Origin of the sequence: Segatella copri (assembly GCF_949820605.1) — a bacterium.
Classification (GTDB): Bacteria; Bacteroidota; Bacteroidia; order Bacteroidales; family Bacteroidaceae; genus Prevotella.
In genome coordinates, this window is the sequence record NZ_CATKVU010000006.1 from 2,216,855 (window position 1) to 2,231,248 (window position 14,394).

The 14,394-nt window shown below is 44.7% G+C and carries 15 protein-coding genes, 1 tRNA gene and 1 pseudogene; 9 read left to right on the forward strand and 8 right to left on the reverse strand.

Annotation, left to right across the window (positions count from 1 at the left end):
* The first annotated feature begins 125 nt into the window (after positions 1-125).
* Entirely contained in the window at positions 126-818 is a 693-nt protein-coding gene (locus RCO84_RS10380) for a phosphatidylserine decarboxylase family protein (protein ID WP_317585026.1), read from the forward strand.
* 71 nt (positions 819-889) lie between these two features.
* Complete coding sequence (pssA, locus tag RCO84_RS10385; protein ID WP_264902543.1) at positions 890-1,618, forward strand: CDP-diacylglycerol--serine O-phosphatidyltransferase; 729 nt, start codon at positions 890-892, stop codon at positions 1,616-1,618.
* Positions 1,619-1,753: 135 nt separating this feature from the next.
* Here the strand turns inward: pssA and pyrH are convergent, their stop codons facing one another.
* From pyrH to RCO84_RS10400, 3 genes are read right to left on the reverse strand one after another with little or no spacing between them, the layout of a single operon-like run.
* Positions 1,754-2,464, reverse strand: a complete 711-nt coding sequence (pyrH, locus tag RCO84_RS10390) for a UMP kinase (protein ID WP_006847854.1) — start codon at positions 2,462-2,464, stop codon at positions 1,754-1,756.
* Positions 2,465-2,523: 59 nt separating this feature from the next.
* Entirely contained in the window at positions 2,524-3,261 is a 738-nt protein-coding gene (locus RCO84_RS10395; protein WP_317585028.1) for a biotin--[acetyl-CoA-carboxylase] ligase, read from the reverse strand.
* Positions 3,262-3,295: 34 nt separating this feature from the next.
* Positions 3,296-3,673, reverse strand: a complete 378-nt coding sequence (locus RCO84_RS10400) for a YraN family protein (RefSeq protein WP_144153666.1) — start codon at positions 3,671-3,673, stop codon at positions 3,296-3,298.
* A 103-nt stretch (positions 3,674-3,776) separates the two neighbouring features.
* Between RCO84_RS10400 and RCO84_RS10405 the strand changes: the two genes are divergently transcribed.
* A complete protein-coding gene (locus tag RCO84_RS10405) occupies positions 3,777-4,223 on the forward strand; it encodes a nucleoside deaminase (protein WP_117587405.1) in 447 nt (148 codons plus the stop codon).
* Here the strand turns inward: RCO84_RS10405 and RCO84_RS10410 are convergent, their stop codons facing one another.
* Both RCO84_RS10410 and rsmI read right to left on the reverse strand, forming a co-directional pair.
* Positions 4,224-5,075 (reverse strand): Cbp1 family collagen-binding glycoprotein adhesin, encoded by an 852-nt coding sequence (locus tag RCO84_RS10410; protein ID WP_144153668.1) that lies wholly within the window; start codon positions 5,073-5,075, stop codon positions 4,224-4,226.
* Between the two features lie 70 nt (positions 5,076-5,145).
* Positions 5,146-5,910 carry a 16S rRNA (cytidine(1402)-2'-O)-methyltransferase gene (rsmI, locus tag RCO84_RS10415; RefSeq protein WP_117587406.1) on the reverse strand — a complete coding sequence of 255 codons (765 nt, stop codon included), beginning with the start codon at positions 5,908-5,910 and terminating at the stop codon, positions 5,146-5,148.
* Between the two features lie 95 nt (positions 5,911-6,005).
* On the opposite strand from rsmI, the gene RCO84_RS10420 reads away from it, so the two are divergent.
* From RCO84_RS10420 to RCO84_RS10430, 3 genes are all read left to right on the forward strand, one after another.
* Positions 6,006-6,590 carry a thymidine kinase gene (locus tag RCO84_RS10420; protein ID WP_144153670.1) on the forward strand — a complete coding sequence of 195 codons (585 nt, stop codon included), beginning with the start codon at positions 6,006-6,008 and terminating at the stop codon, positions 6,588-6,590.
* Between the two features lie 14 nt (positions 6,591-6,604).
* Positions 6,605-7,732 carry an AI-2E family transporter gene (locus tag RCO84_RS10425; RefSeq protein ID WP_144153672.1) on the forward strand — a complete coding sequence of 376 codons (1,128 nt, stop codon included), beginning with the start codon at positions 6,605-6,607 and terminating at the stop codon, positions 7,730-7,732.
* Between the two features lie 78 nt (positions 7,733-7,810).
* Positions 7,811-7,883 (forward strand) — tRNA-Lys (locus RCO84_RS10430).
* Positions 7,884-7,965: 82 nt separating this feature from the next.
* On the opposite strand, the gene RCO84_RS10435 is transcribed toward RCO84_RS10430, so the two are convergent.
* Complete coding sequence (locus tag RCO84_RS10435) at positions 7,966-8,850, reverse strand: DNA/RNA non-specific endonuclease (RefSeq protein WP_144153674.1); 885 nt, start codon at positions 8,848-8,850, stop codon at positions 7,966-7,968.
* A gap of 430 nt (positions 8,851-9,280) precedes the next feature.
* Between RCO84_RS10435 and RCO84_RS10440 the strand changes: the two genes are divergently transcribed.
* Entirely contained in the window at positions 9,281-9,973 is a 693-nt protein-coding gene (locus tag RCO84_RS10440; RefSeq protein WP_144153676.1) for a DUF4840 domain-containing protein, read from the forward strand.
* Between the two features lie 361 nt (positions 9,974-10,334).
* Here the strand turns inward: RCO84_RS10440 and RCO84_RS10445 are convergent, their stop codons facing one another.
* Positions 10,335-11,582 carry an ATP-binding protein gene (locus tag RCO84_RS10445; protein WP_144153678.1) on the reverse strand — a complete coding sequence of 416 codons (1,248 nt, stop codon included), beginning with the start codon at positions 11,580-11,582 and terminating at the stop codon, positions 10,335-10,337.
* Between the two features lie 589 nt (positions 11,583-12,171).
* Between RCO84_RS10445 and RCO84_RS10450 the strand changes: the two are divergent.
* A pseudogene (locus tag RCO84_RS10450) lies at positions 12,172-13,251 on the forward strand (BspA family leucine-rich repeat surface protein); the annotation flags it as partial.
* A 22-nt stretch (positions 13,252-13,273) separates the two neighbouring features.
* Complete coding sequence (locus RCO84_RS10455; RefSeq protein WP_186292272.1) at positions 13,274-13,417, forward strand: hypothetical protein; 144 nt, start codon at positions 13,274-13,276, stop codon at positions 13,415-13,417.
* A gap of 263 nt (positions 13,418-13,680) precedes the next feature.
* Here the strand turns inward: RCO84_RS10455 and RCO84_RS10460 are convergent, their stop codons facing one another.
* On the reverse strand, positions 13,681-14,394 hold the full coding sequence (locus tag RCO84_RS10460) for a DUF3307 domain-containing protein (protein ID WP_264902521.1): 714 nt from the start codon (positions 14,392-14,394) through the stop codon (positions 13,681-13,683).

A 14,394-nucleotide genomic window follows, 5' to 3' on the forward strand; every position in this document is an offset into this window, starting at 1 on the left:
GAAATATTGAAAAAGCCAAAAGAAATATGCGAAAATATTGAAAAAGGTAAAAGAAACCCACAAAAAATTTGCAAAAGTGATAAAAATGACGTACCTTTGCACCAATAAAAACTTAATCCTACTATATGGGACAGAAAATAAAGAAATTAAAAAAGATAAGATTGCACCGCGAAGGTACCGATCAGCTGGTAACCGGAGCGATAGCGTTAGTAGCCATTGCGGCTATATTGTGGACAACCTTAGACAACAAGATTCCGTTCTGGGCTTTTGTTGTTGTGTTCGGTACGGTATATGGTATCGTGCTCAACTTCTACCGTTGTCCTACCAGATACCTCAACGTAGAGGATACTTCGAAACTGGTAGTAGCACCAGCCGACGGAAAGATTGTGGTGATAGAAGAGGTGGAGAATGCTCCCTACTTCGGTGACCGCCGCCTGATGATTTCCATCTTCATGAGCCTCTGGAATGTTCATGCCAACTGGTTTCCGGTAGACGGAAAGGTGAAATTCGTGAAGCATGTTGACGGCAACTACCACAAGGCATGGCTGCCTAAGGCTAGCGAGGAAAACGAGCATGCCGACGTGATGATTACCACACCTGCGGGAGTGGATGTACTCTGCCGACAGATTGCCGGTGCAGTAGCACGCCGCATCGTAACCTATGCCAAGGAAGGGGAAGAATGCTTCATCGACGAGCACCTGGGATTCATCAAGCTGGGTTCACGCGTGGATGTCTACCTGCCTGTAGGTACAGAAGTATGCGTAAAGATGGGACAGTCAACTACTGGCGACCAGACCATCATCGCTAAATTGAAATAACATATTGACAGATAGAGGGCAAGCCGGAACATACTTCAGGCTTTCACTCTATCATAATATACTGGAAAGAAATGAGTATCAAGAAACATATTCCAAATACGATAACCTGCTGCAACCTGGTTTCGGGCTGCATCGCAACATCGTTTGCCTTCGGCGGTAACCCAAAGATGGCATTGTTATGGATTATCATCGGAGCCGTATTCGACTTCTTTGACGGCATGAGCGCCCGCCTGCTGCACGTTTCATCGCCAATAGGCAAGGAGCTTGATTCGCTGGCAGATGACGTAACCTTCGGTGTGGCTCCTGCCACCATCGTATTCTCACAACTCTTTGTGATGGAATATCCGGGTTTTCTGGAGCCTTTGCGCCCATGGCTGCCTTACGCAGCCTTCATCATCGCAGCCTTCTCGGCATTGCGACTGGCTAAGTTTAATCTTGATGAGCGCCAGACTACCTCTTTCATCGGTGTTCCTACACCAGCCAACGCCCTGTTCTGGGGTTCGCTGATTGTGTTCAATCCAAGCTGGCTCGAAGGATATGCGTGGTCGGTATTCATCATTCTGGCTCTGATTCTCATCACCAGCTATCTGCTGGTTTGCGAGATGCCTCTTTTCGCCTTGAAGTTCAAGCAGTGGGGGTTCAAGGGCAATGAGGTGAAATATGGCTTTGCCGCGCTCACCCTCATCATCCTCGCTACTTCGGTAGCACTTGATGGTCTGACCGGTTTCCTCACCGGCTGGTGGCTTGTCATCGTGGCATACGTCATCATCTCGGCGATTATTTATCTGAAGAAGAAATAAGAAGAATTCCCCGATTTTAAGTTGATTATTGGGATATTTTTTAAAACTGTTGTTTGAAAAAAAAGTTGTTTAAAAAAAGAATGCGGCTAGATGTGAATCCAGTCGCATTTGCTTTTTCTACCTGCTGAGAGAGGGTTAGTTGTGTACGAGCGTACCGATCTCTTCACCATCCATCACCTTCTTGAGGTTACCTACAACATCCATATTGAACACGTAGATAGGAAGGTTGTTTTCCTTACACATGGTGGTAGCAGTCAAATCCATTACCTTCAAGCCCTTGGTATAAATCTCATCATAGGTAATGTCCTTGAACTTGGTAGCTGTAGGATCCTTCTCTGGGTCGGCGGTATAGATGCCGTCTACACGGGTACCCTTGAGCATCACGTCAGCCTCGATTTCGATACCACGGAGAGAAGAACCGGTATCGGTAGTGAAGTATGGACTACCTGTACCTGCAGAGAAGATGCAGATATAGCCTGCCTCCATCGCCTCAATCGCCTTCCACTTGGTATAGAATTCACCGATAGGCTCCATGCGGATGGCAGTAAGCACCTTGTTCTTAACGCCCAAGGCTCCGAGTGCGCTGCTCAATGCCAGGGAATTGATAACGGTAGCACACATCCCCATCTGGTCGCCCTTGACACGGTCGAAACCCTTCTGGCTTCCACTCAAACCGCGGAAGATGTTACCACCACCAATCACAATGCCTATCTGAACGCCCATCTCATGGACCTCCTTTATCTGCTTAGCATAATCACTCAGGCGCTCTGGGTCGATGCCGAAGCTCTGCTTGCCCATCAGACTCTCGCCGCTCAATTTCAAAAGAATTCTTTTAAACTTTGCCATTTTATTTTAATTTACAATTTACAGTTAACAGTTTATAGGGCGTAGCCTCCTATTAACTATTAACTATTAACTAGGAACTTGATTTCTCCGAATGCATACGAGCGTATCACTCCCTTCTTGTCATGAAGGATGAGATGACCATCGTCCTCCACCTCAACGAAAGCACCCTCGAACTTACCGTCCTTATCCTCATACCAATGGTAACCCTTGCGACGGTAGAGCGAAAGATGATAGATGCCCGACACATCCATATAGTCGGCACGACGCAGAAGTTCGTAGTATTTGCAGAAAGACTCTATCACCTTCTGCAGCACCTCTTCCCTATCCACCTCATGTCCCAGAATCTGAGCCAGAGATACAGGGTTGGGCGCATCGCTGTGGAACTCAGTCTGATTGACATCAATGCCGATACCGAAGATGCAGCGCTTGATGCCCTTGGAGTCGATGACAGTCTCTATCAGCGTGCCACTAATCTTCTTGTCATACCAGTACACATCATTCGGCCATTTCAGCGTAATGCCGCCCGTATAGGAATCAAGAGCGTCCTTCACGGCGAGCGCACCAGCCTCGGAAAGGAGGAACTGCTGGCGCAAAGGTACCCACTTAGGACACATCATCATACTGAAGAGGAGGTTCTTACCCGGCTCACTCTCCCAGGTATGCACGCCCTGTCCCCTGCCCGATGTCTGATAATCAGCAATGGCAATGGTCAGCGCATCTTCATCGTAAGTATCCAAATTCTTCAGGAAGGCATTCGTGGAATCCACTTCCTGTAATCGTATAATCTTCTTTTCCATGTCTATATAATAATGTATAGCGAATCACAACGGGTTATCCAATCAGCAACGGGTTGAAGGCATCCACAAGATGCTCGATGCGTTTCACCTGATGCCCTACCCCTACCACGGTAACAATATCAAAGCGAAGTTCTTTTCCCACCTTCTGTTCCTTGACGTAAGTATTGGCGGCTATTGCCAGATTACGCATCTTCCTGGCATCTACGGCTTCCTCGGGCTGCTGGTATTCTTCACCCGAACGGGTCTTGACCTCTACCACAACCAGCGTCTTACCATCTGGCGAAACGGCAAGGATATCCAGATCCCGCTTGCCGGCTTTCCAGTCTCTGTCGATGACAACATAGCCTTCATTCTCGAGATAGAGAGTAGCCTCGTCTTCTCCCCATTTGCCTAATTCATTATGCTCTGCCATAGTCTATTTCCTTTATTTTGCATCAAAAGATGCTTTTACCTTGCAAAAATAATAAAAAAAGTCCACACTTCAAACTTTTTTATGTAATTTTGCACGAAAAACAATGGAAGATATTAAGAATAAAGACGAAGCATACATGCGCCGTGCCCTGATGGAGGCTCAGGCGGCATTCGATGAAGACGAGATTCCGGTAGGCGCCATCATCGTTTGTAAAGACCGGATCATATCGCGTGCCCACAATCTTACGGAGATGCTGACCGATGTTACGGCTCATGCCGAAATGCAGGCCATTACTTCGGGAGCCAACATGCTGGGAGGAAAATACCTGAAAGACTGTACCCTCTACGTTACGGTAGAGCCCTGCGTGATGTGCGCCGGAGCGCTGGGATGGGCACAGATCAGCCGCGTGGTATATGGTGCCAGCGACGAGAAAAGGGGGTATACAAAATATGCGCCCGATGCACTGCATCCTAAGACGACAGTTACATCGGGCGTATTGGAAGATGAGTGCCGCGCACTCATGCAGGATTTCTTTCAGAGAAAGAGATAATTACTTAACGAGCACTACAAGATACTTGCTGGTGCTCCAGAAAATCTGTGGATTGGTGATGCGGAGAGTATACTGCTTATTGGCATCACGTACCAATGCATAAGAACTGGATGGGTGGGTAGTGAGCAACTTAGCCGACTTTGACATCAACTTGATTTCAGAAATGTTGCGGATATCAACCTTGGTGAAATAACTCTTGTTGAAATTACCGGTCATTACCTTACCATCTTCCATGATATGCTGCTCCTTCAACTCCTTCTTGGTACCGAATACGTACCAGGCAGTGTTGAGCTGCTTGTCCTGTGCATTGATTGTCTCTGTCTTCTGGCTGCTTTCAGTAGTAAGACGAGAGGTCTTTGTATTCAGATTGTTGATAGTCTCGTCGAGCGCTGCAATATGAATATCCTTCTTATCCAACTCCTCGCGAAGCGTCTGGAGTTCCTTATCCTTCTGGGCAATCTGCTTCTGCAGGTTTGCGATGGCCTTCTTCAACTGATCAGCCTGCAAAGAACTGTTAGCCATCTGCTTCTGCAGTTTAGCCAGAAGTTCGCGGTTCTGCTGCATACGGGTAGCGATGAACTGTACATCCTCCTTAAGCTGCTGTGTCTTGCTGGCACCCTCGCTGTTCTTCAGAATAGTTACTCTGTGTTCAGCCTCACTAATCTGGTTCAAACCGTCCTGGATTTCATTCAATGTACCCATCATATCGTTAATTTCGCTATCTTTCTGAGCGATGATACTATTCAGCGAATCATTCTGCTGATTTGCCAAATCCTGGGTGTTGTTCTTGCCGTTGTTGCAACTGGTCAAGCAAAAAGCAGCTAAACATGCCGCAAATAATAGCTTTTTCATAATCATTTTCTTTTTTAATGTTTGATTTAAAAAATTATCTTTTCGCGTAAAACGCGTCGCTTCCTATACATTATTCATTACTGTCTTCATCCCTGCGAGCCCCGTTTTTCTTCTGCCGGCGCTCTTCACGCTTCTTTTCCTTCATCTCCTCCTTGAGCTGTTTAGGATCTTTTCCTGCCAATACGATGACAAATTCGCCCCTTGGTTCTGTCTCCTCAAAATGAGCGATAACCTCGGCAAGCGTACCCCTCACACTCTCCTCGTGGAGTTTGGATATTTCACGACAACAGCTCACCTGTCTATCATCCCCGAAAACCTCGGCAAACTGCTGCAAGGTTTTCACCACACGATAAGGCGACTCATAGAAAATCATGGTGCGCACCTCATCCTTCAATGATTCAAGATAGGTCTGTCTGCCCTTTTTCTGCGGAATGAATCCTTCGAAGCAGAAACGGTCGCATGGCAAACCCGATGAAACGATGGCCGGTATGCATGCCGTAGGTCCAGGCAAAGTCTGCACCGTGATGCCTGCCTTGGCTGCCTCGCGGGCGAGGTAAAAACCAGGATCGCTGATACCCGGTGTTCCGGCATCGCTGATCAAGGCAATGGTTTCGCCACCCTTCAGTCGCTCTACGATGGCAGAAGATGTGCCATGTTCGTTAAACTTATGGTGAGCCACTAATCGATTTCTGATATCGAAATGCTTCAGCAGAACACTCGATGTTCGAGTGTCCTCAGCGAGTACCAAATCCGCTTCTTTCAGTATGCGAATGGCTCGCATTGTCATGTCCTCCATGTTACCAACTGGAGTCGGAACGATGTATAATGTGCCCATACTGACCGCAAATGTAGTTAATTAATCTTTCTTAGCAAAAAAAAAACGCATTTCTTTGCATTTTTTAAAACCTTATTATTAATTTTGCCCCCGAAATGACAGAAAATCTAATTGGGGAGGCACACCGTCCCGGAAGAATTGAAGTGGTGTGCGGATCGATGTTCTCCGGAAAAACAGAGGAATTGATCCGAAGAATGAAGCGTGCGAAGTTCGCCAAGCAGAAGGTGGAAATCTTTAAGCCGGCGCTTGACACTCGTTACTCCGAGGAAGATGTAGTGAGCCATGATCAGAACTCTATCCGGTCTACTCCTATTGAGTCCTCTGGATCGATACTGCTATTGGCTTCTGATATCGACGTGGTGGGTATCGATGAAGCCCAGTTCCTGGACAATGGGCTCGTAGAGGTATGCAACGAACTCGCCAACCGTGGCGTGAGAGTCATCGTGGCTGGACTGGATATGGACTACAAGGGAGTTCCCTTCGGTCCGATTCCTGCGCTCTGTGCCATCGCCGACGAGGTGACCAAGGTTCATGCCATCTGCGTAAAGTGCGGATCGGTTGCCTATGTGAGCCACCGGTTGATCAATAACGACAAACGGGTGCTTCTGGGCGAGAAAGATGAATACGAGCCGCTCTGCAGAGAATGCTACCAGAAAGCGATTCTTAACGAAAAATTATAACAAAAGGAACAGTTATGGGAAAGGAGATTACATTTGATAAATTTATAAGATGGGCGGGGGTTACCCTCATCGTACTGGCCGTGCTCTACATGACCAATTATCTGAGCAGCGTACTGCTGCCATTCTTCATTGCATGGTTTTTCGCTTACCTGCTCTATCCGGTCGTGAAGTTTATCGAAAACAAACTCCACATCAAAATACGTGCGCTGTCTATCCTCATCGCCATGGGAACGGCTATCGCTGTTATAGGAGGCGTGCTGTGGCTCATCATCCCTCCGATGATTGACCAGTTTGACAAACTCGGTGAAGTGTTGACACGATGGCTGCATCAGACGACTCATACCAACAACCTGACGGCGCTGATCAAAGACTGGCTGCAGACCAACCAGGAGCAGATAGAGCATTTTCTGAAAAGCAAGGACTTCAGCGATGCCATCAAGGCCACCATGCCTAAGGTCTTCTCGGTAGTCAGCCAGACGGCAACGGTACTGATGAGTATCGTAGCATCGATGATTACCTTATTATATATGTTCTTCATCCTGCTCGATTACGAGACGCTGACAGCCAACTGGGTGAGAATCTTCCCTAAGAAGAACCGTCCGTTCTGGAGTGTGCTGATGAAGGATGTGGAGCGCGAGCTCAACAATTATATCCGTGGTCAGGGACTGGTAGCGCTCTGTATGGGCATCATGTTCTGCATCGGTTTTACCATCATCGGTTTCCCGATGGCGATAGGTCTGGGCATTCTCATCGGCATCATGGATCTGGTTCCGTATCTCCATACCTTCGCCCTCATCCCTACGGCATTCCTTGCCATGCTGAAGGCTGCCGACACAGGTCAGAACTTCTGGCTGGTATTCGGTCTCGCTTTTTTGGTGTTCTGTGTGGTACAGATCATCACCGACATGGTAGTTACCCCGAAGATTATGGGTAAGGCGATGGGATTGAACCCAGCCATTCTCCTCTTGAGTCTCTCGGTTTGGGGTGCACTTCTGGGCTTCCTGGGATTGATTGTAGCCCTTCCGCTCACAACGCTCATCATAGCCTACTGGCAGCGGTATGTAACGAAGGAGAAGCCGCAATATCATGAAGAAACGGGCGAAAATGTCCCGATTTCGGATAAAAATGAAGAAAATCAGTAAAAATATGGCAAAATATTTGGTTATTTCAGATTTTTGCCGTACCTTTGCAATCGCTTTTGAAACATAAAGCAGAAGATTGACTCGCTAGCTCAGCTGGTAGAGCACAACACTTTTAATGTTGGGGTCATGGGTTCGAGCCCCATGCGAGTCACAGATCTTCAAGGAAAAGGCTTTCCATTACGGAAAGCCTTTTTTTGTTATATCCTATTACTAGATACTGCAGAAATTCCTTTTTAAAACATTTCAGCCTTAGCCTCTACCTTCTTCTCAACATCATCCGGAAGCTGAGGGAAGAAATCATAGCCGGTGATACGCTCCACTTCATCTACAGAATTTACGAATTCAGTCTTCTTTCTGCCTTTCTGCGACTGGTTACGGCAGATAAAGCCGATGGCTTGCGGATTCTTGCCCGTATGAAGAACCACCTTGAAGAAGGCATCAGGCACTACCACCTTGTTCTTACCCAACTTGCGATGCTCCTTATTCAGAAATATCGGTCCGCAGACAATATAAACCTTACCATACTGCTTCGCCCAGTTGCGGCACTGTTGCTCTATCGTGTTCCATACCCCCGCATTCAGACTGTGGTTCTGCGGACACATATTGGTCATCAGGAAACATTCATCCATCGCCTGCCGACTCCATTTGTTGTCACCAGCCGGACACATGTGTCCCCTGTCCAATCCACTGTTATAATAATCCGCCAAAGTACCCACGGGTGCCGGCATCTCCTCATCATCAGCAAACTTACCGCGCGGCAACTTACCAGATGCATGCTCCCCCGTCAGCGCCCAGGCTACCCAATTCGGCTGTCGCGTATCATGATTATAAGATACCGTATAAGCCAGCCGATGCTTGATGGTCTCAGATACCTTAACCTTAGATACCGGAATCTCCAGGCCCTGCGCCTCCAGATTCGCACGCTCTCCAGCAGTTTCCTGCTTATTCTCTGCAGACGATTCATCGCCCGCAGCATCAGCAGTCTCCAGCTTATTCTCCTTTACAACAAGTGCCTGATCTTCTGTTGCCAGCGAAGAAACCTTCGGCAAGACAGAAAACGCCACTACTGCGGCTATCGCCAACAGCCAAATCTTAAATGTACCTACTTTCTTTTTCATATCAGATTCATCATTAATTCATTTTCCATGAGACTCAGAGTCTACACTGTTCATTCCGCTTTTAGGTGAATAATCCCTAAAATCTCCACAAAAGTAGTATTTTTATGCGAAAAAGAGAAAGAAAAACATAAATTTCTTGCGTAATTCAAAATAAAACACTAACTTTGCATCGCTATGTAGGACAAACCTAGACTTAACACAGTAAAAAGCTCAAAAAACTAAGAACTGAAAGTCAGAGGTTACGATACATTGGCAAAAGTGCTCTATGAAATGGACAAGTGATGAACATTAACAGGAATTAACTAAAAGTGATGCAAGTTTCCCGCCTTTTCTTGTTTTATACAAGGACTGAAGAGCCTCGGGCAACCATATCGGGGGACATTTAGGCTGAGAAATATGAGAAAAATAAGAATCAAAACATAATAGCAAAATGAAAAAAATCAAATTATTCTCAATTGTAGCTGCCTTCGTTGCAGCTTTCGCATTCACTTCTTGTAATACAGGCGATGATAACAACAGCTATTATCAGCCGCTCACACAAGCAGAAAAGCAGAACTGCTATTCCAAGACAGCAGGTAGCCGCATGCGCAAACTCGCTTATATGAGCGATGAACATGTTACAGCAAAAGACGGAAAAAAGGAATATTACGACACATTAGATGTCGTTACATCTATCCACGGAGAAGGCAAAGATACTGTAATGACTGTTAACAACTTCCCTGTAAAGGTCTTCGCCCGTTATATTCCTGAAAATGCTGACACGAAAGAACTGAAGGAAGCATTGAAGAAATATGAGATGCCGGTTAGCTTCAAGAGTGTTGTATATTACTATACAGTGACACCAATTATCCAGTTCATGCTCTACCCAGATGCTATTTCTGTAAATTTGGAATATGGTGGTGCTAAACATAAGGTTAAGTTCTATTGCTATTCTAGCGGAAACAGCCGATATACTTTCGGACAAGTTACCAAGGATAAAAGCAAGGTTGAAGCTTATTTGGTTGTTTATGGTTACGAAGTTGATCCAAAGGATGAGAAGAAACCAAATCCTACAGCATTCAACTTTAATATGGCAGGAACCCAGTTGTCAAATGGAACACAGATTAAGTTCTTCGAGCCATAAAGCTCAGAGCAAAAGAAATAAAGAAGTAAGAAACTTACACTTACAAATATATATATATGTTAATACTCTCTTAAAAATTAAACAAAAAAAGAAAACTATTAGAGGCGCAGTCTTCGTGAGAAGGTTGCGCCTTGTTGCATATATACAAAGAACGCTTTTATTACTCATGAAAGTTCAGTTGAAAATCTTGCGAAACACTTTATTATTTGTTTTTATTAACTGAGTCCACTTAAAAAAGTCCCGAATCATATTTTTTGTCTTTGTAACTTATTGACAACCAATGGTACGTTTCGTAAAAATGACTTTTTCAAGTGGGCTCATCTATATGATTATGATTGAAATGCGGAAACGCAAGAGAATGTTAAAACTTATATATAGGCAAAACCTTGACCTTATATCCATTTTTCTCAATTACCCTTTCCTCATTCATCGTGACAATAATCAGATTGGAGCATTTGAGTTCTCCCGCACATTCTATGATGCTATCTATCTCCCGCTTGAGTGTTCGTTCGGAAGAGAGGTCATAACATACTTGTATAAGACTTTCTACATGAGCACCCTGTCTTGTAACAAAATCAGTTTCCTTGTCATTACGGGAGCGATAATAGAAAAGCGATGTTTCTGCATGATATCCCCTACGAACCAACTCGATAAAAACCTGATTCTCCAATAACCTGCCTAAGTTCTCACTCACACTAAAAGCCTTGGCTTCTACAAAACCATTGTCAACCACATATACTTTCTGTGGAGCTTTCTTCATCATTTTCAACTTGTTGTTGTAACGTGGCAGATAATACAGGAGATAGGATTCTCTTAAAAATCCCATGAACTTCTTGGTGGTTGCTACGCTCGAAAATCCCAGCGCTTCTGTCAGTTCGTTGGCACTGAAAGGATTGCAGAAGTTAGAAACCAGATACATGGCCAGGTTGTTCAAATCCTCCACATTGCGTACTTTATGGCGCTTGGCAATGTCTTTCCAAATGATGGAATCGAAGAGTGTGGAGAGATAGTTTTGGGTCAGGCTTCTTGCTGCTACAGTCTCAGGATAACCACCATGGTGCAGATAGTCAGCTATAAGCGAGAGGTCGGATGCGCTATCTTTCATCTCTGATACTTCCGAAAGATTCCGGTGGTTCCAGATAAAGAATTCTGAAAGACTGAAAGGCAGCATCTCTATCTGTATATATCTGCCTGTGAGCAATGTTGCCATTTCGCTACTCAGCAATTTGGCGTTGCTTCCCGTAATGACCATGTTGATTCCCATGCGGTAAAGCTTGGAGACCCACAAATCCCAACCATCCAGATTTTGAACCTCATCGAGCAGAAGATACTCGAAGTCGGGATAAACGGCACGTAGCGTTTCCCAAACCAAATCATCGTCCCATGTACTCAGGAGTTTGCCGTCATCAAAATTCAGATAAGCAAAGTTCCTGCCTTTCAGCATCAGCAAAGCCTCTGTCGATTTGCCGGTTCTTCTAGGTCCCGTTATCAACTTGATTTGCTTGCTTGCCAACAGTTCATCCACATCATATTGGGTATGACGTGTAAGATAAGGACGGGAAAGCAGAATATCCCGTTCCTTTTTCTGGTTATTGATAATTGTTCTCATTTCTCTTCAGATGAATTGATTAAACAGGGGCAAAGATACAAAAAATATTCAATATATCATTCGTATTGAATAAAAAAGTACTGATTTTATTCAATACGATGGATAAAATGAATAAAAAACAGCAAGGGTCTATATGCCACGATGAACAGGTGGCGTATAGACCCTTGATTATATGGTGACTAAAGTTTCGCAAGTTACTTGAATATACTGACAAGGAAAAGACTTTACACCCGAAGCTTTCTGAAAGACTCCGGAAGGAGAAGTGAGAGAAACTGGAAGACTGGTGCGCCGGCGGGGGGATACCATATTGAATCATGGTTACCATGTCGCGCTCGCTGGATATTTCCAAGGATGAATTGGCACGCTACTTCACTTCATGCCTAAACTCCACCTTCCGCCTCAGGCTTGCCGAGGTACGTTTTGTGGCTTCTCTACCCGCACCTATCTGTACCGCATTTTCAAGTTAAAAGAAGGTTGTACTCCTGCCGAATGGCGGGAGAAAATGACTGAAAATGTAGCCCCAGATGATAAAAAGCAGGATTAACCATTTTTCGATAAATACCAGGAAAACGCATCGAGAAATGAAAAAAATACGTTAAAAAAGGTGTCGCATTTCAATACAGAGAAGGTGGAGAGTATGGTAAACATGTTCTATGGCTGCTCAGCTCTCTCTTCGCTCGACCTCTCTAATTTCAATACAAAGAAGGTGCGGTATATGAAAAGCATGTTCCATGCATGCTCCGCTCTTACAACCATCTACGCCGGCGACAAGTTTGTTACAATAAAAGTAAAAAATGGTTCTGATATGTTCTCTGGCTGCACAAACCTTAAAGGTTTTATAGATTATATGAATAACTCAGACAAAATCGACCACCACTACGCCAACTACAAGACTGGCTACTTCACCAAGCTGGTAGGTAAAAATGGTGAGGAGATGATAGGAGCAGCGGGAGAAACTCTTGCTGCGGAGAATCTTATTCTTGAAGACGGCAAGGACTTCGTGGCTTATGAGCAGTTCGCAGCCAAGGATGCATCTTACTGCCGAGATATCCCTAAAGGTTCCACCTGGGGAACGCCCTGCTTGCCTTTCGCCATTGACCGGAGCCAAGAAACAGAATGTAAGTTCTATAGTCTTACTGGTATTAATGCGGATAATAAATGCATCACTCTTGAGAGTAGCGAAGAAGGCATAATCCCTGCCGGCACTCCGGTGCTCTTCAAGATGAATGAGGGTAAGACATCACTTAGTCTTTCTGCAAGCAATGCAGAAATTGCAACTGCCCCAACAGTAGCTGGAACAAACACAGATGTCAAACTCGTAGGTTCATTCACCAAGATTGGCGGCAATGGCAATCAGGGTCTTGCAGAAAACGACTACATCATTGGTAAGGATAAGTTCTGGCGTGTCTCTGACTTGACGGGTGGAAAGGGTGTGGGCATCAAACCGATGCGTGCATACATCCATCCTGTCAATGAATATCAGGCAAGAGCAGCCATGCTGAGCATCGGAAAGGGTGATAGCATTACTGCCATTGACAACCTCAACGCTATCAGCAACGATGCCAATACAGAATACTATGATGCGAATGGTCGTCGTACCAATGGTCTGCAGAAGGGTCTGAACATCGTGAAGCGTGGCAGCAAGACTTATAAAATCATGGTTAAGTAAAGAATTTTAAAATCAAAAGGATATGAAAAAGAAAGAATATACAAAGCCAGAGATGCAGGTGGTAAATATCACCTCTTGCACCCTCCTCGCGGCCTCGACTATGGGTCAAGGAGGCATTGACGATGATAAACCAGAATTGGAAGAAGGCTGGTATTATGGTGAGTAACAGTCATTATAACGCCTAACGGCAAAATTCAGGAAGCCCCTGGTGCTATACGCTTCGGGGGCTTTTACCATTAAACACAGAACTTTCGTATGTAGTTCAAGTACGGGCTGAAGGCCCAAAAGCTCCTAGCCCAGGGGCGGTCCTTCTGAAACTTATCCCTAACAGATAATTAGATTTTCTTTACATGCATTAACATCCCAAAAAGATCTATATGCCACTCTGCATCGTGACATATAGACCTTTTTTTTGTGAATCAGGGATGCTTATAATAAACTTTTTATTGCTATTCCTGTAAGAATTGCTATAGTGAAGCTAGAAAAAGTGCCTATCAACACATACTCAGTTGTGCGAATTTCCTTGGCTTTGTTTAATTCACCAAAACGGAAAACAGACTTTGCTGCCAGCAAGAAGCCGACTCCTTCGAAACTGCCAACAAGGACGAATGTCAGAATCATGATCCTTTCAATATAACCTATCCATTGTCCGGCATTAGGTAAACTCTGTGCGTTAGAAGATACAGGTGTCCATTTATTAAGAAACAACCCCAATAAGATAGAAGATGGTCTTAACATTAATATATATGCCACGACGGTCAACCAAACATTTGCAGAACAATGGTTCTCAATATATGAAAGAATGGTACCATCTCCGTAGAAAAAGAACCATAATACTCCAATTATTATAATGTGTAAAAACTGATCTGCAAGAAATGTAGAAAGAGAATCCTGATAGCACCTACATTTAATCAAGTCTATTATAAAATGGCTGGCAAAAATGACCAAAGGTACAAGCCAGCATAACCAATCCGCCACCAACATATATGCCACACATGCATGTATGGTACTATGAAGTAACAGATAACCAATCCCCTTAATACCAGGTTTGCGCTTCCCATTATTGATACTATCAGTCTGAAGTATAAAATCAGAACATAGATGGGCGCAGAGTAACTTTATAAAAATGATGATTGATTCCAT